Origin of the sequence: Pseudoalteromonas sp. PS1M3 (genome assembly GCF_016865405.1) — a bacterium.
Taxonomy (GTDB): Bacteria; Pseudomonadota; Gammaproteobacteria; order Enterobacterales; family Alteromonadaceae; genus Pseudoalteromonas; species Pseudoalteromonas marina.
Genome location: NZ_AP022624.1, coordinates 2,094,103 through 2,117,909, shown reverse-complemented (window position 1 = coordinate 2,117,909; position 23,807 = coordinate 2,094,103). Strand labels below are relative to the sequence as shown.

Below are 23,807 nucleotides of genomic sequence, written 5' to 3'. Positions count from 1 at the left end.
ACAATAAGCGAATCCTATGCCTGCAATATCCGTTAAAACTTTTGCCGGTGAACGGCCTAAAGTCGATCCGCGTTTACTTCCAAACGAATCATCATCAAAAGCGTATGGTTGCCATTTTGACAATGGCAACCTTTCACCTTTAAAGCGCCCATCACTTACCGGCATAGCTGTTATTCCAAATGCAAAAACAATTTACCAGTATCTAAATGAATACTGGTTTGCATGGGATAAACCAGTTAACGCCGTTGCGAGCCCGATTGCTAACGATCCTTGGCAGCGAGTTTACTTTACCGGCGATGGCTACCCTAAAGTAACGAACAACGTTATTTTTAGCGGTTCAAATATGCCTGCAAGCGCCTACCGTTTAGGTATTCAATCACCAGAGACAGCTATCATTGCCGTTGTATCAGAAGATGCAAATGATGAAGTGGACCCTAACGATGATGAAACCAGGTACTACACTCACACGTTTGTTACTGAGCAAGGCGAAGAAGGGCCACCGGGCGAAGCGTCTGCGCGGATAGATATTAGATACCCTGACGAAGAAGGCACTTACGTGTCGCTTGCTTTATCACCGCCAAATGTAAATGCGTCAAACATTACTCACCGCAGAATATATCGCACAGCAACCGGCGGCGGCATTGCTGATTATTTATTTGTTGCTGAAATTCCTATTTCTCAAAATCAATTTGTTGATGATATTCCAACGGACGAACTAGGATCATCACTTGATACATACGACTATGAAATGCCGAACGAAAACATGAAAGGCTTAACGTCGATGGCAAACGGTATTTTTGCCGGCTTTTTTGATAGCACTGTTTGTTTTAGCGAGTCTTACTTACCTTATGCCTGGCCTACTGGCTACCAGCAGACAACAGAGCATGACATTGTAACAATTGCGGCTTTGGGTAATACGCTTGCGGTACTAACAGAGGGCTACCCGTATTTATTTAGCGGCATAAATCCCGACTCAATGGCAGGGCAAAAGCTTGAGTCTAACCAGGCGTGCACAAGCGCGCGATCTGCAGTGATAGTAAATGGCTCGCTTATATACGCAAGCCCGGATGGTCTAGTAGGTTTAACCAGTGGCGGTTTAACGTCACTAACAAGACAGGTGATCACGCGCGAGCAATGGCAGCAGTACCAGCCTGAAACGATAGAGGCTTACCACCAGGAAGGGCGGTACTTAGCTTTTTACGGTCCTGAATTAGACAAGGCATTTATCTTTGATCCTAGCACTGGCGACTTTAGACACTTTACAGCAACAGCAAATTGCGGTTTTAACAGCTTAGTTGATGACGCGCTTTATATATGCCAAGGGGCAAACTTGAGCAAGTGGGAGTCTAGCCCTTCTTACATGGCGTATGAATGGCGTTCTAAAGACTTTTCAGCAAACGATTTAAGCTTTGCTTGCGCGATGGTTAAAGGTGTTAACTTAAACCTAGCAGGGTTGCGTATATTCGCAGATGAAGCGGAAGTTTTACACCTTGCTCCTGGTGAAGTGCCGCTATCGGCATTTAGATTGCCAAACACGCGCGGTGACTCATGGTCTTTTGAAGTTTACGGCCAAGCAACAATTCACAGTGTTTCTATTGCTACAACAATGCGCGAGGTCGCCGCTTAATGGCTAAGTTAAAAAAGGGTGTTTTTCCTGGTATCGCAAGGCAAGGCAAGCAAACCGCTGAGAAAAGCGCGGTTACTGAAAGCATTGAAATTTTAACGGGTCAGCGAGGTAGCGGTAACAATCGCGCCTTACTTGTTAGCGATTTAGTCAACCTGGATGATATGAAACGCAACGCGCTAATCAATAGCGCTAAAGGTGGCGGCACCAATGATGGCGGGCTACCCATTACAACCGGGGGCGTTGAAAATCCACACGCACCAATAAACCTTACCGCAACCGGCGGGTTCACGTTTGTTGCGGTTAGATGGGATAGCCCAACATACAGAGGCCATGCTTACGCAGAGGTATGGCGAAGTGAAACCAACTCATTTAGTGAGGCATCACTTATAGCTACCGAAGTTGCGGATATATTTAGCGACTCGGTTAGCATGGGGGCTGAGTTTTACTATTGGGTCCGCTTTGTAAATGTGGCTGATGTAAGAGGGCCAACGCAAGGCGCAAATGGTGTCTTTGCAAAAACGGTGGAGTCTGCCGCAGCAATATTATCTGAAATAGGCGGTAAAATTGAGAACTCGCATCTAGGGGATTTTTTAACGTCTGAAATAGGCAAGATCCCTGCTTTTGACTTTCTGCTTAGTAACATTATAGAAACCGAAATACCCGCACTTAAAGTGAACATAGATGACTTTTCCGTTGATATTCAGTCTTTACGAGCGGGCGTTAATCAATCACTTGAAGATATACCGATTATTCAAGATGCAATTCAAGGCTTAAGTGATGAACTGCCGGAAATAAAGCAAGAGCTAACCGATTTATCGAACGATACAGAGTCAGCAAGGCAAATAGCAGACAATGCCAAGCAAAGAGTTGAATCAGTAGAGGTAGGTAGTGACTCGCTAGCAAGGCAGCTAATAGAGAGTGCACTAACTAGCGATATTAATTGGCAAAACAACACGACAAAGCTTATTGAATTTGAAAGCTCGCTTGGTGATGTTACCGCTCGAATAGAGTCTGAGGTTTTTACCAAAGCAGAAGCAAACGAGGTGATCGCAGCCGCAGCAGAAACGATACGTGTTGAAATAGAGGCAACAGGGCTTGCTTTATCTGGCGACATTGAAAGTACGTACTACACGAAAGCAACAACAGATCAGGCAATCGCAACGGCATCGCAACAAATAAAGTCACAGATAGAGGATGTAAACGGCGACAGTATAGGCGCATTGCTTGACTCCCAATACTACACAGTAGTAGAGGCGGATAGCGCAATAAGCCTTTCAGCAGAGCAAGTAAAGTCGGAGATAGAGAGCCCAACTGGTAATAGCCTGGGCGCTTTAATTAACAATGACTACTACAGCAGCGTTGATACTGACACCGCTATCGCAGCATACGGGCAGCAGCTTAAAAGTGAAATTGAAAACCCCAATGGCAACAGTATTGGCGCAACACTAAAAACAGATCACTACACGCGAACCGAAGCCGATAACGCAATTAGTGAGGCAACGACACAACTAGGCGCAGAGGTAACGCAAGAAATAGATGGTGCAATAAATACGGTAAACAGCAACCTAACTAACAACTATTACACCAGCGCCGCAACGGACCAGGCTATTGCCATTTCTTCACAGTTTTTAAAGTCTCAAATAGAGAACCCCGAAGGCGTAAGCTTGGGGGCTACTTTATTCAATGACTACTCAACAAAAGTTGACACCGAAGAAGCCGTATCACGCGCGATATTTGAGTTAGACAGTCGGTTTGATCCAATATCAGAGGCGCTTATAGATAATGCCCTGGCTTATGACGAGGCGAACGATCGACAGCTTGAAATAACGGCGAACATTCTTAGAACGCAAGAAGCAATAACGAACGAGGCCCAGGCTCAAGCCCTTTCAATTGAGAATATAGAAACTCAATTTAATGAAAGTAGCGCACGTATTACCCAATTGACCGATGCGTTATCGAGTGAAATTTCATCCAGCGCACAAAGCATTTTTCAGCTAGACACAAAAATAGAGGATAATTTTTCTTACTTAGAGGTAAATTATCTTACACAGGTTGATACTGAAACAGCGATAAGCGAAGCGACAACCGCTTTAAAATCTCAAGTCGAGGATGGGTTTAACGCGGTACTAAATAGCACGTATTACACGCAAGCGGAAACCGACAACGCGATAGCGCAAGTAAGTACGCAGCTACAAACTGATATAGATAATTTAAGTTCCGGCCTATCGCTAAACTATTACACGAAAGTCGAGGCGGACGAAGCAACAAGCCAGGCTATAACTATATTGAAAAGCGATATAGAAGATCCTGAAGGTGCGAGCATTGGCGCAGACCTTTATCAAAACTATCTAACCAGCACGCAAACGGGCCTAGCAATTTCGCAAGCGACAGAGCAGCTTCAAAGTGCGATTGAAGATCCCAACGGCTCAAGCTTAGCCGCTGACATATACGCTAACTTCTCAACTAAAACTGACACCAGCAGCGCAATAAGCGAAGCGACAACCGCACTGCAAAGCGCGATTGAAGATCCTAACGGGAACAGTCTAGGCGCAACGCTATTCAATGAATATGAAACCAAGGCTGACGCGGACGAATCAAGTGCGCAATCAACGCAGTTATTAAGAGCAGAGTTTGAGCCAACAGCGCAGGCGCTTATTGAGGGGGCGCTAGATAATGACTTACTCTATGAAAGAAGGGTTGTTGTAGAGGCTGAAATAATAAACCAACAAAATGTTTTCGCTGACGAGCAGCAGGCGTTATCTGAATCAATTTTCGCCTTAAACTCTGCTATAGGGCAAAGCAACGCTAGCATTGAGCAGTTACAAACTACATTCTCTACAAGTGCGCAATCTCAAGCTCAAAACTTTATAAAGCTAGACAGTGATCTTGGCGATGTAAAATCAGACTTAGTTAACAACTACTTTACTAGCGCAGACGTTAACGAAGCGATCGCCAGTGCCGACACTGCTTTAAGGTCTGCCATAGAGGATCCAAACGGCAATAGTGTTGGCGCAGATTTGCAGCTTAATTACTACACGAAAACCGCAACTGATAGCGCAGTAAGTGAAGCAACAACGCAACTTAAAAGTGAGATAGAGGATCCTGAAGGGAATAGTGTTGGCGCAGATTTGCATGTTAATTACTTAACAACCGTTGAAGTAAACCAAGCAATATCAATCGCTCAAACTCAGTTAAGCTCAGAAATTGAGGGCGTTGAATCTACGCTGCAATCAGATTACTTAACCTCTGCCGAAGTCGGGCAGGCTATAACGGTATCTAATCAGCTATTAAAATCCGAGATTGAGGACGAGCAAGGCAATAGTGTTGGCGCATCTTTACAGGTGCTAGGCCAAACAGTTGCGACTAACGAAGGTGTATTCTCTGCTTTATGGGGCGTTAAGACTAGCGTTAACGGCCTGCAATCTAGTGTTGGCCTAGTAAATGATGGGGTGGACCCTATATTTGCGGTTAAAGGTGCTAAGTTCTCAATTATAACGGATCAAGATCCTACCAACTTAACGCCTGTTTTTGCTGTCTCAGATGGTAAAACGGTTATAAATACTGCCATTATTGACGAGGCATTTATTAAAAGCCTGGTGACTGACGACTTACTTGCTAACAGGGTAATAGTTGGATCTCGCTTTACTTCACCTTCTATAAACTATAACCCAAGCAACGGCGCAAGAAGCAATAACTTTTCGATTGATCCGAACGGTAACATGCTCGCAAAAAGCGCAACGCTAGAGTCTGTAACCATTAAAGACAGTAGCGGCAACATTGTTATGTCATCAACCGGCGCAATACCTTCATCGAAAATTACAGGGCTTGGAAGTTTTGCAACTAAGAGTTCACTTTCGTTTAATGAAGTCACAGGAAAGCCAAATTTTGGCAATCTAGCTTACTTAAACTCAATTGCCTATGACGATGTAACCGGCAAGCCTTCTCTTGGTCCATTTGCAGGACTTAGTAAAATATTGAGTTCGAACGTAACTACATACATTGCTAATGGCGCGATTGGTTCTGCGCAAATAGACCAGGCGTATATCAATGAATTGTTTGGTAATAACGCAAGCTTTTTTGGCACCGTGTACGCGGAAAATATGCAAGGCGACATTACTGATACAGCAATAAAGCCGTTTCAACATATAACCATGGATGCAAACGATGAAACAGAAATAACCACATTAGGCATTGGTAGCGCATCTTTCGATAGAACGCTTTACATTAGAAAGGCAGAGTTCACAGTAACTTACGGCGACAGCCAAAGTACGAATTTTTACTTTAGAATATACAAAGGTTCTACTCGCATTTTCAATAAACTTGTAGATAGAACCACTGGACTAATTGAAGATGTACTTATTGATATGCCACCATCAATAAGCGGTACGCTATCATTGCGAATGGAAACAAATAGAGGTGTTGAAACTAATAGCTCCGGCGGTTTTAGTCAAACTGTTTATCCCGGCACGCCATTGTTAACGCAAAACGTCCTGGTTCAAATATTTAAAAAGGCTTCTTCACTGTCTTAATGGATAAACCCCCCAATATAGGTTAGTATTTCTACATAATGGATAAGTCTGACTTGCAATGCGTGTCATGGTTCAAACACCGTGACCGGCTTAAAGAGCCAATAACTCGAATAGGTAATATTGCAAACGACCCACACCTATACCAAAAATTAAACGAAGCCTGCTCAAATGAGTGGGCTTTTTTGTTTTTGGCTCCCGATGGTTTCTTTATTTTGTGGCCCCGCCACATTGAAAACCAAACATATATTGAGATCACTGTCGCGTCTTGCCATGGCGGGAACGCAATGATCCGCTATCAACCACACATTATTGAGCTTGCTAAGCGTGGCAATGCTTCATTCATCGAATTTTTAACAGCTAGAAAGGGCTTTAATAAAGCAGCTCCCCGTCATGGGTGGCGGCTCGCTTGTGAGCGTAAAGGTCTAAAAGTATGGCGCAATTATATTAGAGGTTAAGCATGGGCGGTTCTACTGACGTTAAAGAAACCGAATATGAAAAAGAGCTAGCAAAAGTATATGCCGAGGAATGGGGCTACTACCAAGAGAACATTGTTCCATTTGAAAATCAGGTTATTGAAGATGCTAAGCAGGCCAATGACGAAAGTGTTTATGATGATATATCCGAGAATACCAATCTTGGCTATAAAAAGTCGTTTTCAGAAGCCAGCGAGGGCGGACTTTCAAACATGAAGGCAAGCGGTATAAACCCTAACAGTGGGAAGTTTAAAGATGCTGTTAGCGATATGTCTGACACCGAAGCGTCTGTTACCAGTGATGCTAAGTCACGATCTCAGGTGGCCGGCCAAGAACGGTACGTAGGAAAAATGAGTAATGTTATGGCTATGGGGCAAGGGCAGTCTCAAGAGGCTACCGCAACACTTAGCGATATAGCCACCAGTTCACAGCGTAAGGCGTTTAATGATGCAAGCAATAGCAGACAACAAACGGATTCTGTTTTAGGCGCAGCGGGCGCAATAGCGGGCGCAGCCGGTAGTTACTACAAAAACTTACCAGACACAAAAAGCCTGGCTGATATGGATAATGTTATAGCGGGCAATCCAAACGCTTATGGTGATGGGTTGGCTACATAGGAGTAGATTATGAGTGATGATTTTGAATATGACATTTACGGTATTGATAACTCAGAGATCAGAGTTGATAAGTACCAAAACGCACTTGCTGATTTAACACGCCAGCAATTTGAAGATTATAAGAACCGATTTTTACCCGTGCAAGAGGAATTGTTTGGCCTAGCAACAAGCGACAAGCTACTTAACGAGCAAATGGCCCGCAATGAACAGAATATATCTACATCCTTTGCGCAATCCAAGGTGTCTGAATCTCAACGCCTGGGCCGTTACGGGTTAACACCAGACGACACAAAGCAAAGCAAAGCAAATACCGGCCTATTAAAAGGGCTAACAACCGCGTCTGTAAATAACGAAACGCGCGAGTCTGTAGACGATTTGCAAAATAAAATTTTAACCGGGCAAGGCGGCGCGCCTAAATCCCTAGCCGACATAGGTGGTAAATAATGGCTTATTCAATTATGCAAGCGGGCCAAAGCACGAAAAATAAAGCTTTGGGCTCACTAAAAACATTGTCAGATATGGAACAAAACCGCGAAATGACTAACGAAAACCTAAAGCAGCAGCAAAAAAGCGCACAAATGAGCGGGTTTGGTACAGGCGTAATGGCTGGCGCAATGTTGGGCGGTCCTGTTGGGGCTGCGATTGGTGGTGTAATTGGTTTTGCTGCGGGTTCACTTTAAGGGGTAATGTATGGCAGGCGCATTTTTAGACGGGGCGTTAAAGGGCTTTGAAATGATGGAACGCTATCAAGCACGCAAGGACAATAAAGCTCGCCTTGCTGATATGGATGAACGCAACGACCAACGCTATCAAGATAGTTTAGATCGACAAGCGAAGTTAGATGAAGAACGAAAAGACAATCGCGAGCAGGACGTTACTTATCGTAAAGATCAGGCTAAAGCAACCGCGGATTACCGCAAAAGCACGCTTGAAGCGAACCAGCTGCAAAGGCAGTGGCAGCAAAACTACCAAACACAACAGGCGCAGTGGCAGAAAGATCAGCAGGCAATACCTGTAGCGTGGCAGTCATTCAGAGAAACAGGCCAAGTACCCGAAGATTTAAACGATGTACTTTCACGAAACAAAGGGATGGACCCGCGAACTTACCTTAAGCCCGAGTATCGCGAAGCCGTAAAAGGGCTAAGCACAAAGCTTGATACTGTTATCAAAAGCGGAAACATGGCCGAAGCTAACTCGCCGGAGACAATCAAACTGTTCGATCAAGTGTTTGGCGATAAAATAAAATCCTCTGTTGGTCAGTATGACGAAACAGTTAAGTCGAAAATTGCCAGCGTTAACTTTGCCGGCTTTGTACCGGCAGAGCGTGAAGATGGAAGTGTTGCCCTGGCGTTACAGGTTACGTATGAAAATGGCTCAAAAGAAATAAAGCCAATGACCAAGGGCCGAACCGCTGAAGGTGACGACCCGGTAATGACTTACACACCTAAAGAATTGGTTGGCACCATTAAAGCGCGCGCCGTTATGACAGACGTTATAGAGCGCCCGGAGTATTGGGATAAAATGGGCGCAGAGGTTGCGGCTAACTTTGGTCGTGGCACAAAAGCGAGCGCAAGCCGTGGCGGTAACGACTATCAAAAACAACTTAACTCTATTCAAGATGAAATGACTAAAGCCCTTGCCAAGATTGAGAGTGCGGGAGTTATGGAATATTCAAGCGATGAAGAACGAGTAGCAGCTAAGCAGCGCGTATCAGCACTTTATGAAAGCAGAGTTAACCAGTTGAAAAAAGCGTATGGCGTAGAGTCTAGCGAAGGCGAAAAAGGCACCGGCACTGGCAAAGGTGTCAACCTTGATGGGCTTAGCGATGACGAATTAATACAGCAACTTACTGGTGCGTTAGGAGCGCAATAAACATGGCAGATAAATTACAATTATTAGTTGAAGCAAACGAACGCGGCCTATTAAAAGGCAACCACAAAGCCATGTATGACGAAGCGGTAAGCCGTGGGCTTATAAAGCCAAGCCAGCCAGAAGCCGAGGGCGGTTTATCTGCAGCATTTGGCGCAGGCGTAGATAAGGTGCAAGAGCTAGGTTATCGCGCGGTTAAAGGTTTTACTGACGTTGGTGTACCAGAAGAAGAACAAACGGACGCAATAGGTAAAGCTATTGGTCAAGGCGGCTCTTTATCTCAGTGGGCGCAAAAAGGTATTGATCGCAACGTAGAAGAACAGAAAGCCTATAAGCCTACTGTTGGTTCGTATAAAGATATTAGCGGGCTTAGCGACTTAGGCAGCTACACAGGTGAACTTGTGGCGGGCTCATTGCCTTATATGGCGGGTGCGGCTACAGGTGTCGGCGCGTTTGGTATGGCAGGCGGTTTATCTAACGAAGCTTATGAAAAACAACCCGAAGGTGAAAAAGACGAAGTCAAAGCGGTTGCGTCCGGCGCAGGGCAAATGCTACTTGAGCGTTTAGGTATCAAGGTGAGCATGGGCCAACTTGGTAAAGACATTCTTAAAGATGGCGTTGTTGAAACTGCTAAACGCATGGGGCGTGGCGAACTGGTTGAAGCAGTGCGCGATCCAAGCTTTGCTAAGCGCATACTAAAAGGCGCAGGCATGGAGGGCTTAACCGAAACAGGGCAAGAAGCGTTAGCGCAATGGGGCGCAGGCAAGAGCATTGATGAATTTGAAGGCTTAGACGAGGCGTTTGTTGGTGGCGTTTTGGTGGGTGGCGTGATGCGTACCGGCTCAGAAACGGCACAAAAGGCTATGGGCTATCAACAAAAATCAGCAGAAGCAGTTAAAAATGGTGCCGATCAGCTTGTTGAAGCAGGCGCAACGCCAGAAGAAGCGATTGAAACTGTTAAAAAGCAGCAGTACGACTCTGCAATTAAGCAAGGCTTTACAGAGGCCGAAGCCGCAGCAATTGTTGCCCGTACAATGAAAGAAAAATTTGGTATTGATGATCCTGTGTTTGCAGCCGCAGCAGAGCCGGTGACAGCACCAGAAGCAGAGCAAGCGCAAACGATACCAGAAGATACCGAAACGCCTGTATTTAAAAATGATGATGTTAACTACGATGCGCCAACAGCCGCAAGGCAAGCAGGCTTTGATCAGACAGCAAAAGCGGCAGGCCAGTACGGTGATATGCTTACAAGTCCGGCGCAGCAGTCGTTAAGAGATTTAGAGGCAGGAAATAACGCGCCTACTGTAGACGAGCGCGTAAAAGCGGCGGCTTTTGACAAGTCACCAACACCAGAAGATCGTTTTAGCCCAATTAAATACACGTACAACGGCGAGCTCTTAAGTGGCGACGATCAAGCAAGCGCAAACCCAGACAGGCCTGCGCTTGATACCGCAGTAATTGACGGCCAAACAGTGCCAGAGCAAGACAAGTTACCATCAAGAGAGCAGCCTATAGGCATTGAACAAAAAGATATTATTTTTGCAGGCAATGACGGCCGCGCTGATGAAAGTAATGAGGTTTATCTTAACGAAGAAATTGAGAGTGGAGTTACCGTTGATATTAACGGTAAACCATTTAAAACAAGGCGTGACGCACTATTAAGTAACGAGGCACGCGCAGCGCGAAGAGCAGGCCAAAAAACAAAAGCGGTTAGACTTAGTAATGGCAATGGTTATGGCTGGACGATTAAAGGGGATGATGGCGCTAAGCAAGATTCAGAGCAGGCAGCAGCGGAGCAAAGTCCTGAAACTGATACGGTTGCGCAAAATGAACAGGATGAGCAAGCGCAACCAGACCCGCAAGGGGGCGAGGCTTTATCTTTAAACGTTGACGCATCAAGACCAGATGAAGAAGATAAGAAGATTGCTGTTAATGATAAAGTTAATGGCGTTCAAGTTATTGACACGCCGGTAAGTGAGCTATCATTATCTAAAGATATACCGCAATTTAAGTCGGGCTCAAATACTGACGGTGTTGTCGAGCCGCTAACAGGTAAGTTTGATCCAGTGGGTATGTCACCGGTTCAAGTGTGGGTGCGCAATAATGGCAACAAAGAAATAATAACAGGCCGTCACCGCTTTGACTTAGCAAAACGTGATGGTGTTGAAAACATACCGGCGCAGTATCACTATGAGTCAGACGGCTTTACCGCAGACGATGGTAAACGCTTGGACGCAATATTAAACATTCGAGAAGATAAAGGGCAGGTAGAAGATTATGTCGAACTATTTAAACAAGATGGGATCACCGAGTCAGAAGCAAAACAGTATGGGTTACTCGACAGAGCAACAGGGCGAACAGCGTTCAAAATCGCAAATAGTGCGACTAATGAAACAATTGAAGCGCAGAGGACAGGGCGGATCAGCGCCCAAGCAGCCGAAGCAATAGCCGATGCCGCACCAGGTAATGAGCGTTTACAAGTATTAGGTATCAAATCAATTGCCGATGATCAGCGTTCAATTACGTTTGCAAAAAACTTAATTCACGCCGTATCGGCATTAGATGCAAATCAAGACCAAGGCGGACAGAGCGGCGACTTATTTGGCTTTGATGACTCAGCTATGCAAGAAGCCGAGCAAATGGCGAAAGTGGCCGCAACAAAGCAGCGCGAAATTAGAAACCGTTTGTCTGCTATCCGTGGCGCAGCCAAAAAGCCAGAAATAGCAGCCGCAGAGGGCGTTAATGTAAAAGACCCTAAAGCATTGAAAGAGCGAACAAACGAGCTGGCAAACGAAGTTAAAGCGTGGGATAGTTGGCACACCAATCCTTCAATGGTCCAACAAATACGCGACTCAATATCCGCACCTAATACGGAAACGTCCGCACCTAATACCGCACCTATTACAGAAACAGTCGCAGAGCCAGAAGCTACAGAGCAAGACAGCGGCCCTGATCTGTTTGGTGATAGCGAACCGCCACTGATTGAACAAGATTCTGCAATTGAAGATAGTTCAACCAACACAAAAAAACGCAAAGTGTACGGATGGGATCGTGTAGAGCTTTCAAAAAACTATACAGCTAACGAGCTAGACGAATGGATTAAGGAGCTAAGCAACGATCCTGACAATCAAGTTAAAGATGGCATATACCAGCTAGACGCTAAGACGCGCAAAAAAATAGACGAGCTAACATGGGCCGTTTATTACATACAGAAAGAGCAAAAAGGGGAAGAAAGGCAGGGAAATGACACATCAAGCAGCGGTCAAGCAGCGGTCAAGCAAACACCACCAGAAGTATTAAATGATACTACTGATGCAGTTGAAGATACTCCTCCATGGGATACAGAGGAAGATGTAAGTAAACCGGTTAAAAGTGAAAAATCATTACCTCACTTTACTAGAAAAGATAAAAAAGGTAATACATATACTTACTATGAAAACACTGAAACAAAAGATGGGGTTGAAGTAACTTCATTTACGTTTAATAAAAGTAATAAAAATAAAGATGCAAGAAGTAATACAAGTTTAGATAGTAATATCATATTTAATGAAAAAGGTTATGAAGTAGATCCTGATAGTATTCCTGATGATATGGAAGTAACTAAAGTTTATGAAATTCGTAAAAAAGGAAATAAAATAGGTGCTACTGTTAAAATGGAAAATAAATCAGAAAAAAATTGGATTGAAGCAGATGTTATATTAATTGAAGTTAAACAAAATGCTAAACAAGTACTACAAGAAGCTATAGATAATGGTTTATATGCAGGTATAGAGTCCGGCCTTGATGCCTATGATGCAATGGCTAAGTCTATAAGTGATGGCGAACTAAATAGCGCAGAGCAGATTAAAAATGTGCTTAATTACTTGGCTGATAATCAAGAGTCAGTAAAAGGCGAGCTTAAAAAATTAAACAAAAAACAATTAACTAGATTGGTTAGCGGTCATGTTTGGTCTGATACTAAAAAAGCAGACTTAGTTGATAGCGCTTATAGAGATATGTTTTCTCGCTTTATGTTTATTGGCAATAAAAGCGACATAATATCAACAACGTCTTACAAGCTTGAGGATAAAATAAAAGATGCTAAAAAGCATGTTGACTCGCTAACCGACCAACAGGTCGCAGAATATTCACAAGAGCAAAAAGCAAAAATAGACGCACAAAAAGAAAGGCTTGATCAGTACCTCGATAAACTGAAAAACCCTCAAACACTGGATGACTACAAGGCGAAGATCAAAGCACAAGGGCAAGACAGTCTAACCACCGAGCAACAAGCAGAATACGACAAGCTAATTGCGGGTGAAACCATCGCTAGCAAAAACGAAAAGCCAACTGAAAAAGAAGGGCTTAAAACAGGTGGGGATGTTGAACTTGGAGAGCCTATTGAGGGCGTTCACGGAAAAACCGGCGATAAGATATTTAACGTTCAAGTGATCAGTCGTCTTGGTAAAGATGCGTTTAAGGAGGCTGCAAATTTTGCCCGCTCAATGGGTGGTGGCTATTACAAAGGTAACTTTTATTTTAAATCAATAGAAGATGCCGAGCTATTTAGCGGGTGGGTTAACGGTGAAACTGTAGACACCACAGAGAAGCAGGCTGAAAGGCAGAAGGCGAAAAGCCAGAAAAATGCGGACAAGCTAAAAGCCATGGCAGAAAAAGCCGAGCAGCGAGCAAGCGAGGCTTTAAACGCTGATAGAAAAACAAACACCATTAAACGCCTTGGCGAAGCTGAAGCGGCAACGGCAAAAGCAGAAAAGGAAATTGAGCTATCCAAGATAATGCGAGAGCTACCCGGTTCAGACACGATAGTGTTAAAAAATGCGACTCAAAAAGTACAGGTTGAGCTATTAAACTCACTAGCAAGAGGCCTAGTTAATAGCGCGCCAGAAAGCCAAGTAGATAAAGACGGAAACAGCAGAAGAACATTTAAAGCCGAAGTATCAAAGGCCGAAAGAGCGAAGCACGCAAGAATGCCTTTAAAAACCACAAAGGTATTTAGGCTAAAAGAAATTGCTCGCGATATGGCTGATACTAAAGGCTTTGTGTTGCTGGGTCGCAAGATGAACGCGCTAGTCAAAGGCAAGAGCGATCAAGACTATATTGATATTGATGATAGCCTGATCCCTAAATATATTGATTACATAGAAAACAATCTTAGCCAATACGACATGCTACGTGATGCCGCTGCAAACTATAAGCGCCTAGATAGAATGGGTATTACTAATGTGCCGACACTTAGAACTGCATTAATTGAGTACATGAATTTAAGCGAAAATAGCTCTGCAGGTAAAGCACCAAGCAAGTTGAGCAAAATGGAAAGAGACTTGCAACGAACAATGTTAGGAAATAGAAACGCATTTAATGATTTCTTTCCAACGCCTGAAAGTCTTGCTGGCGACATTGCTGAAATGGCAGATATTGAGCCGGGAATGAAGGTGCTAGAGCCATCGGCAGGAAACGGGTTGCTTGCGGACGCTGCAAAAGAAAAAGGCGCAAGCGTTGATGTTGTTGAAATGGGCGGGCAGCTTAGAGAAATACTACAAGAAAAGGGGCATAACCTAGTTGGTAGTGACTTTTTAGAGTATTCGCCTAAAGCTGATTATGACCGCATAATAATGAACCCTCCATTTAGCAACGATCAAGACATAGCGCATGTTGAACACGCTTATAAAATGCTTAAGCCTGGCGGCAAACTTGTAGCTATTACATCGAGCATGGCGGGCGATCGCAGCAACAAAACCAACAAGTCATTCAAAGAATGGTTGGATTCGCTAGATGCTGAGCAGCAGCAGTTGCCGGCCAACGCATTTAAAAGCTCACTAAATCCAACCGGCGTAAATACAAAAGTCATAGTGCTTGAAAAGCCAGCAGAGAGCATAAATAGCAGTGAAAAACCTTCCGCAAAAGAGCCTGCAAATATAGGCGGCGAAATTGACCAGCTTGGCGCAGATCTTAAAGATTCACTGAACAGTTACACCAAGCGCAGCGCGTTAGAAAAGCGAGTGTTAAAGCTTGTTGATGATGTTAAGGATGCAAACGGAAACTGGTACTTGGTTCAGAAGAAATTATTTGATGGTGAATACGAAAGCGACATTGAAGCTGGCATCGCAGAGGCAAAGGGGGTGCTTGTTAAATCAGAGCCTACCAAGCCTAATAATTCAAATACCAATAAGCCAGACCGCCCACAGCAAAGCATTAATGATTTTGGTGAAAAGCTAGGCGGTGCACGCAAAGATGCGTGGGCTGGGTTTAGTGAGGCAATAATTGAGCAGCAAGACGCGGCTGAATTGCCACTAAGCAAATCTTGGCCTGAACCTAATTACAAAGAGCTTGCAGAAAAAGGCGCAAGCCCGGAATCAATAGCGCTAATGGCCGCGATGCGTAGTGAAATACCAGCAAAGCCGAGAGTAGCTAGAAAGGTTGCTAGATGGGCCAAAACAGTAAGTGACTTAAAGAACTTTGCAAAACAAATCGTAACAGGGGAGCGAGATCTTAACGCTGTAATGGAAAAAATGAGAGATCATAGCCCCGCCTTAGCGTCCATAGTCAACGCAGTGCCGGCGATTGCAAAGGCCGAAGTTGAAGCGGTTAAAAGTGTTGCTGACTATCGAATTTCTTCTGGCAGCTTTTCAGTATTTGGCGGTAAGAAATACTCGCCAAGCAAGACGTTTTATTTTGTAGAGCGAAATTCAAAGCCAATATACGAAGGTGCCAGCGAAAGCTTAAGTGATGTTCAAACTCTATTATCAAAGCAAGTTGTATCGGAACAGGCGAAAGGTGGCAAGAGCAATAACGGCAAGCAAAGCAATATTGGCGTTTATGTAGATAGGTACACTAAGCAATCTTACTTAGGCTGGAAAGGAGCTAGCGGCGTATTAAAAATAAAAGAATTTAAGAGTACCACTGACGCAAGGCAGTACCTTAATGAAAACAGGGCTGAAGTAGAAAAAACACTGAAGCAAATGAAAGAAACGCCGAAAATGCGTAAGCCTGTTAACGAGGAACGCGCAGGGCCGGAGCGATATGCTGGCAACGTAACTCCCGAAATATTCACCGCTGAGTTTGGCTTTAGGGGTGTAGAGTTTGGTAATTGGGTTGAACAAAGCAAAAGACAAAAAGATTTAAACCAGGCTTATGATGGGCTTATTGATTTAGCCGAAGCATTGGATATTCAACCAAAAGCACTTAGCCTCAACGGTCAACTAGGCTTGGCGTTTGGTGCGCGTGGCAAGGGCGGGAAAGAGCCCGCAGCGGCACACTATGAGCCTGACACAGTTGTTATTAACCTTACCAAAAAGGCCGGAGCCGGATCATTGGCGCACGAATGGTGGCACGCACTTGATAATTATTTTGGAAAGCAAAAATCAAGAGGTGAGTTTATAACTGATATGCCTTATTCGATGCCTACCGATCAAATACGGCCCGAAATGGCAAATGCGTTTAAACATGTAAGAAATGCGGTTATACAAAGTGGATTACCCGAGAGATCAAGAGAGCTAGACACAAGACGTTCTAAAGCTTATTGGGCTACAAATGTAGAGATGACAGCGAGGTCATTTGAAACTTACATTATTGATAAGTTATCACAGCAGGGCGTAGCGAACGACTATCTTGCGAACGTTGTTAGCGATGAAGCATGGAGCGCAGCAGAGGCGCTAGGGTTTGAGGGTGGCAACACATATCCTTATCCTAACAAGTCTGAGCAGAAGCAAATAAACACGGCCTACCAATCGCTATTTGATGCGATGGAAAGTGAAAATACAAGTGAAGGAATACGTTTATTTTCTAAATCGAAAGCAAGAAACAAAGCTAAAGGCGTAAAGCTAGATATTGCTCAAGAAATTGCTAACGACTTTATCGAGAGCTTGAACGGGGCCAATGGGATTACCGTTAATATTATTGAGACAATAGCCGAAGCAGAAAAGATGTGGCGCATGAGCCTGGATGGTTCAACCGTTAAAGGTGCTTATAGCGAAATGTCCAATACTGTTTATGTTATTGCAGAAAACATTGATAGCGTAACAGACTTAAAGCAAACGCTAGCGCATGAAACTATCGCGCATGGTGGGCTTGATACCGTTATTGGTAAAGAGGCTAAGAAAGCATTTATTGATCGCATTAAAAAAACCAAAGGCCGTAAAGCGTTTGAGAAATACTGGAAAGATGCGAACAAAGACTATTGGGATTCAAGCGAGGACGTTAAAGCAGAAGAAATATTTGCACGCTTTGTAGAAAATGAACCAAGCAAAGGCGAGGTAAAATATTGGTGGCAAGCGCTTAAGCGTTTTATTCGCAAGCAGCTAGACAAGCTTGGTATTGTTTATCGTGAAGATGATGAAATAACCGTTATGCGTGATATGCTCGAAAGTATCGTTGAAGGGTTTAAGTCGCAACGAAATCCGGCAGGCAAAAATGAAAGCAGCTTAGTCTACAGTCAATCAGGCAAAAAACTTAGTCGAACAACTGGTAAAAATGCCAGCTTTAACGGCGAGATTGATAAGCCTATCAACATTAATAAAGTCAAAAAGCCTATAGAGTGGGTTGTAAATAATATAGATAACTTTGGGCAGTCAGATATTGAGTCTGTTTTAAATCAACTTGATCCTAACGGGTTTTGGGAGGGTACGGACTCTTTTACAGCTAAGAAGTCTATAAAATCATTAACGGCAGACTATTCACCACTTGAAAAACAAGTTGTTAAAAATGGCTTAACGGTTAGGGATATAAGCCCTGTCTCAGCAGAGCTTGACGCTAAATCAAATAACTTTTACAGCAGCGACTTCTCTGATTTATCGCCTCAACTTAAAGATGACATTATCGGTTATCTTGAGAAGGATGGTATTAGCGATTATGAAGCTCATAAACTATCAGGAAGTACAGAGCCATTTAAGTTTAGCCGGACCGCCGAAGAAGATACCCGCACAGCAAAACAAAAGCTTGGTCTTGAAGAACAAGCAGCAAAAACGTTTTCAGATATGGCTAAAGATAAAGTTAACAAAACAGTTGATACATTAAAGAGCTCGCCATTTTGGAACCGATTAAACGAAGGGATATTTGATGGCTTATCAGGCATTAAAAACGCAGAAATAGCAGCCGGCGTAACAGACCCAAATAGACAAGGCTATGTTAGTGCGCGCCTTGCGTCAGGTTTGGCCGATGTTCTACACGGTGTATTTAACTACGGTGCACCGCAATGGCGTAATGGAATAGTACAACGTAAAGCGGGAACTAAAGGTTTACTCGAAGTGTTTGGCATGGTTGGTGATGATCTTAACAACTGGCTTGCATGGATGGGCGCGCACAGGGCTGAACAGTTAAAAGCCCAGGGCAGAGAAAACAACTTAACCGATAGTGATATTGCTGAACTTAAAGCGCTTGCCAATGGTAAAGAGCGCCTATTCGAGCAAACGCGCTTAGAATACAACAAGATTAACTCAGCTATTCTTGATATGGCTCAGCAAGCAGGCTTATTAAGTGATGCGCAGCGTTCAGGCTTTGACGAAGAATACTATGTGCCATTTTTCCGTGATATGGGTGAAACAGATCCAGAAATGGACGACATAAAGCGCATGATAGTCGAGCCGCACACGCGCAAAGGTATTGCGGGCCAGTCAGCGCAAGTCAAATCCCTTAAAGGTGGCGTGCAATCAACCAAAGACTTACTTGAGAATATCATTGGACGACAAAGCACGCTAATTGATGCGTCATTGAAAAACAAGGCTATGCAAGAGGTTGTTAATAACCTTGATGGCACTGATTATTTAAAATCTGAAACAAGTGAAGATATTGCAAGCTTAAGTCAGCAAGACTTAAATAAACTTGGCAAAGTCAAAGTGATGGTTAACGGCAAGCCTCAAGCCTATGTTGTGAGCGACCCTGCTTTACTAAGAGCACTAATTCAAGTTAATGACATTGGTAGTCGAAGCCTTTTTAACAAAATAGGACGAAGCGCTAAACGCTTTTTGACTGCAGGCATAACACTGTCGCCAGATTTTATATTTAAAAACTTTGTACGTGATGCGGCCCATGCCTGGATGATCAATAAGGATGGTTTTACATTTGGCTCTGATAGCGTGAAAGGACTTAAAAAAGCATTCAAAGAAGATGAATCGTACCGCAACTTAATATTCAGCGGCGCAGCGTTCCAGGGTGGTTACATTCATGGTGCCGATCCAGAGGCCGGCGCACAGCAAATGCGCCGAGCGCTTAGATCCAAAGGCTTGAGTAGCAATGAAGTTGAGGGGTACATGGCGACCATTGTTACCAGTGGCGCTACTTTATTAGAGAAGTATCGCGGTATTAGTGACAAAGTTGAAAATGCTAACCGATTAAGCACCTATGAAGCTGCGATCGCCGCAGGCAAAAGCAAGCGCCAAGCAGCGTATGAAGCAAAAGATTTAATGGACTACAGCTTAAAAGGTAATTTTGCACTAATCGGCACAATGATTGATATGCTCCCATTCTTTAACGCGCGCCTGCAAGGTATGAGCAAGCTTGTTAGAGCAGCTAAAGCAAGTAATGACGATAGAGCATTGCGCGTACTAAGTGCGAATCTAGCAATGAAAGGCATTAAAGTCGCAGGAATTAGCATGGCCCTGGCTTGGGCTAATGATGACGATGAAGAATACCAGCAATTGCCTGATTGGGATAAGGATATGAACTGGCATATTTTCGCAGATGGTCAACATATAAGAGTGCCAAAACCGTTTGAGCTTGGCATTATTTTCGGCACGCTACCAGAGCGACTTTTTCATTACGGAACGGGAACGCAAACAGATAAGGATTTAGGGAAGTCGGTTGCCAATGCCGTATTCAATACAATGGCGTTAAACCCAATACCTCAAATGGTCTTGCCTGCAGCGGAAGTTATGATAAATAAATCATTCTTTAAAGGCTCGCCAATTGAGGGGATGGCCGATCAGAACAAGCAAGCAGAGGACCGTTATAACGCTTACACAAGCGACACGGCCAAAGCGATTGCTCAGCAGTTTGGCGTATCACCTAAGAAAGTAGAGCATTTGATAAAAGGCTACACTGGTACAATTGGCGGTTACGTGTTGGGCGCAAGTGATATATTAGCGCGCATGATGACAGGTAAGGTATCACCAGATACGCCAGTGAGCCGCTACCCTGTAGTAAAAGCGTTTTATCAAGGTAGCGGGCCAAAAACTAACACTAAATTCTCTACTGATTTTTATGAAGCCCTGGACGCAGCAAACCAAGCTTACGGAAGTTATAAACGCGCAATGGAATTGGGCGACACTACAAGACAAAAAGAGCTTATAGAAAAGGATGGTAAAAAGTTACGTTCTAAAGCAACGCTGGCTAAAGTTCAGCGCATGATCTCTAAGTTGCGAAAAATGCAAAAAGCGATAAATGATAATGACAAATTAGATGGCAAACAAAAGCGCGAAAAGCTGGACGATATTCAGCGCAAAATAAACGCCATTTATCACAAAGCTTATGTAACGTTGAATTTAGGGGAGTGGTAGAAATAAAAAGCCCTCAATAAAGAGGGCTTTTAACAGAGTATCGGATCAATCAACCTACCATATTAAATTAGAGACAAAGATAAGTGCGCCACAGCATAAGCCAAAAAACAATGCGAAGGCTTCTTGTCTTTCACGCCAGGCCGCAGTTCCCACATTTAAAAAAAGCAGACTAAGCAACATCACAGGAAAACCGATTAACCAAGTTACATTGGTGCCGAGTGACAAACCTATGATCAAACCTAATAGCATTAATAATATGTGCATCTTAAAATTGCCTTTATTAATATCGCGTAAATAAGCTATATTAGGTCAAGCCTTAAGTCTACGAGAAATTTGAAGTAAAACACTTGAATTACTCACCTCAAATCACAATATTCTAGTCCATGTTAGTTAATTAACATTTCATGTAAAATCGTAACGAGTACCAAAGTGTGTACCAAAATACAAAAAGGCACTATCATGGCAGAAGAAAAAAACATTACAAAACATCAGTTTGGCTCTGATACGGGCAAGCTATTAAACTTAATGATTCATTCTCTTTATTCAAACAAAGAGATTTTTTTACGTGAGCTTGTATCAAACGCATCAGATGCAGCCGACAAGCTACGTTTTTTAGCGCTTTCAAATGGTGATCTTTACCAAGGTGATGCAGACCTTCGCGTTCGTATCAGCGCAGATAAAGAGGCCAATACCGTTACTATTTCAGATAACGGCATCGGTATGACGCGTGAAGAAGTGATTAACTCTTTAGGCACTATTGCAAAATCGGGCACTGCTGAGTTTTTCAAAAACTTAACGGGCGATCAGAGCAAAGATTCACAACTTATTGGTCAGTTTGGTGTTGGTTTTTACTCTGCATTTATTGTTGCTGATTTAGTGACTGTTCGCACACGTAAAGCGGGTGAAACAACTGCTTATGAGTGGGAGTCTAAAGGTGAAGGCGAGTACACGCTGCAAGAAATTGAAAAAGAAGGCCGTGGTACCGAAATTACTTTACACCTTCGCGAAGACGAAAAAGAATTTGCAGACGAATTCCGTTTACGTAGCATTGTGACTAAATACTCAGATCATATTTCTACGCCTGTTCAAATGTACAAAGCAGAAGTACCAGAATCTGAAGGCGAAGATGGCGAAAAGATTCCAGCAGTACCGGGTGAGTGGGAAAGCATTAACCGCGCCACGGCATTGTGGACGCGTGATAAATCAGAGCTTTCTGATGAAGAATACAAAGAGTTTTACAAGCATGTGAGCCATGACTGGGAAGATCCGCTAAGCTGGGCACATAATAAAGTTGAAGGTAAAACTGAGTACACTAGCCTTTTATATATCCCTAAAAAGGCACCTTTCGATTTATGGAACCGTGAGCGTCAAAGTGGTTTAAAACTATACGTTCAACGTGTGTTTGTAATGGATGATGCTGAGCAGTTTATGCCAAGCTACTTACGTTTTGTTAAGGGTTTATTAGATTCAAACGATTTACCATTAAATGTATCGCGTGAAATTTTACAAGATAACAAAGTAACCCAAGCGATTCGTAAAGGGTGTACCTCGCGTATCATTAAAATGCTTGAGCGTATGGCTAAAAACAAAGCTGACGATTACCAAGTATTTTGGAATGAGTTTGGTCAGGTGATGAAAGAAGGCCCAGCGGAAGACGCTGCAAATAAAGAAGCGATTTGCAAGTTACTTCGTTTTTCTTCTACTCATACAGATTCACAGACGCAAGATGTGTCGCTTGAGCAATATGTTGAGCGCATGAACGAAGGGCAAGATAAAATATATTACGTGGTAGCCGATACCTTTACCGCTGCTAAAAACTCGCCGCATTTAGAGATTTTCCGCAAAAAAGGCATTGAGGTATTATTACTAAGCGACCGTGTTGACGAGTGGATGATGAGCCACCTAACTGAGTTTGCAGATAAGCCACTTCAGTCAATCACACGTGGTGACTTAGACCTAGGCAAGCTTGATGATGAAGAGACAAAGAAAGCGCAAGAAGAGTCTGAAAAAGAGATGGCCGGCTTAGTAGAGCGCATTAAAACAGCCTTAGGAGAAGATGTTAAAGAAGTGCGTTTCACACACCGTTTAACTGACTCTCCAGCATGTGTTGTAAGTGATGACAACGACATGAGCTCGCAAATGCAAAAGCTAATGGAGTCTGTTGGTCAAGCGGCGCCAGAGGCTAAGCCTGTGTTTGAGCTAAACCCAGAGCATCAACTTGTGAAACATTTAAATGACGAACAAGATGAAGATAAATTTGCACAATGGTCACATGTCCTATTAGACCAAGCATTACTTGCAGAGCGCGGAACATTAAAAGACCCAACAGGGTTTGTTACACGCCTAAATAAATTAATGTTAGAGCTAAGCAAATAAATTTATATTAAGTTATTAAAAGTACAAATATTGTACATATTAAATAAGGAAGCCTAGGCTTCCTTTTTTTATGCGCTATAAACTAGGCAATTAGTATAAGTTGCTTGAGTATCAGCGGCGCTTATGGAAGAATTCAGGCTTTAAAAATAAACTCTCATACTAGGGGACAATGATATGCGCATTATTCTTTTGGGCGCGCCGGGTGCAGGTAAAGGTACTCAAGCTCAGTTTTTAATGGACAAGTACGGTATTCCACAAATTTCGACTGGCGATATGCTACGTGCTGCAATTAAAGAAGGCACTCCACTTGGCTTAGAAGCAAAAAAAGTAATGGACGCAGGTCAGCTAATTTCTGACGATATCATTATTGGTTTAGTTAAAGAGCGTATTGCTAAAGCTGATTGCGAAAAAGGTTTTTTACTAGATGGCTTTCCACGTACCATTCCACAAGCAGATGCAATGAAAGAAAATGGCGTAGTAGTTGATCACGTTATTGAATTTGATGTTGCTGATGAAGTAATTGTAGAGCGTATGGGCGGACGTCGTGTTCATCCTGGCTCGGGTCGTGTTTACCATGTTGTTTACAATCCTCCAAAAGTGGAAGGTAAAGACGATGAAACAGGTGAAGAGTTAATTGTGCGCGCTGACGACACAGAAGAGACTGTGCGTAAACGTCTAGGTATTTACCATGAGCAAACTATGCCGTTGGTTGATTACTACCAAGCTGAAGCCGCTGCAGGCAACACGCAGTACCATAAACTTGACGGTACACAAGCCGTAGAAGTTGTAAGTGCACAGTTAGGTGAGCTTTTAGGTTAATTTAAAGC

Annotated in this window: 10 protein-coding genes; all 10 read left to right on the top strand. The window is 43.5% G+C overall.

The window, feature by feature from the left end:
• Nucleotides 1–16 precede the first annotated feature (16 nt).
• A complete protein-coding gene (locus PS1M3_RS09600) occupies nt 17–1,627 on the top strand; it encodes a hypothetical protein (protein WP_203983849.1) in 1,611 nt (536 codons plus the stop codon).
• Nucleotides 1,627–6,156 carry a hypothetical protein gene (locus tag PS1M3_RS09595; RefSeq protein ID WP_203983847.1) on the top strand — a complete coding sequence of 1,510 codons (4,530 nt, stop codon included), beginning with the start codon at nt 1,627–1,629 and terminating at the stop codon, nt 6,154–6,156. Before PS1M3_RS09600 ends, PS1M3_RS09595 begins: the two co-directional genes overlap by 1 nt.
• Nucleotides 6,157–6,194: 38 nt before the next feature.
• Nucleotides 6,195–6,611, top strand: a complete 417-nt coding sequence (locus PS1M3_RS09590; RefSeq protein WP_203983845.1) for a hypothetical protein — start codon at nt 6,195–6,197, stop codon at nt 6,609–6,611.
• 2 nt (nt 6,612–6,613) lie between these two features.
• Complete coding sequence (locus tag PS1M3_RS09585; RefSeq protein WP_203983837.1) at nt 6,614–7,246, top strand: hypothetical protein; 633 nt, start codon at nt 6,614–6,616, stop codon at nt 7,244–7,246.
• Nucleotides 7,247–7,255: 9 nt separating this feature from the next.
• Nucleotides 7,256–7,690 carry a hypothetical protein gene (locus PS1M3_RS09580; protein ID WP_203983835.1) on the top strand — a complete coding sequence of 145 codons (435 nt, stop codon included), beginning with the start codon at nt 7,256–7,258 and terminating at the stop codon, nt 7,688–7,690.
• Nucleotides 7,690–7,926, top strand: coding sequence for a hypothetical protein (locus tag PS1M3_RS09575; protein ID WP_203983833.1), 237 nt, complete (start codon nt 7,690–7,692; stop codon nt 7,924–7,926). The genes PS1M3_RS09580 and PS1M3_RS09575 overlap by 1 nt, the downstream gene beginning before the upstream one ends.
• Before the next feature lie 10 nt (nt 7,927–7,936).
• A complete protein-coding gene (locus PS1M3_RS09570; RefSeq protein ID WP_203983831.1) occupies nt 7,937–9,118 on the top strand; it encodes a hypothetical protein in 1,182 nt (393 codons plus the stop codon).
• 2 nt (nt 9,119–9,120) lie between these two features.
• Complete coding sequence (locus PS1M3_RS09565; RefSeq protein WP_203983829.1) at nt 9,121–20,604, top strand: LPD38 domain-containing protein; 11,484 nt, start codon at nt 9,121–9,123, stop codon at nt 20,602–20,604.
• A gap of 459 nt (nt 20,605–21,063) precedes the next feature.
• Nucleotides 21,064–22,980, top strand: a complete 1,917-nt coding sequence (gene htpG / locus PS1M3_RS09560) for a molecular chaperone HtpG (protein WP_138740615.1) — start codon at nt 21,064–21,066, stop codon at nt 22,978–22,980.
• Between the two features lie 174 nt (nt 22,981–23,154).
• Nucleotides 23,155–23,799, top strand: a complete 645-nt coding sequence (gene adk / locus PS1M3_RS09555; protein ID WP_006792401.1) for an adenylate kinase — start codon at nt 23,155–23,157, stop codon at nt 23,797–23,799.
• Nucleotides 23,800–23,807: the final 8 nt, after the last annotated feature.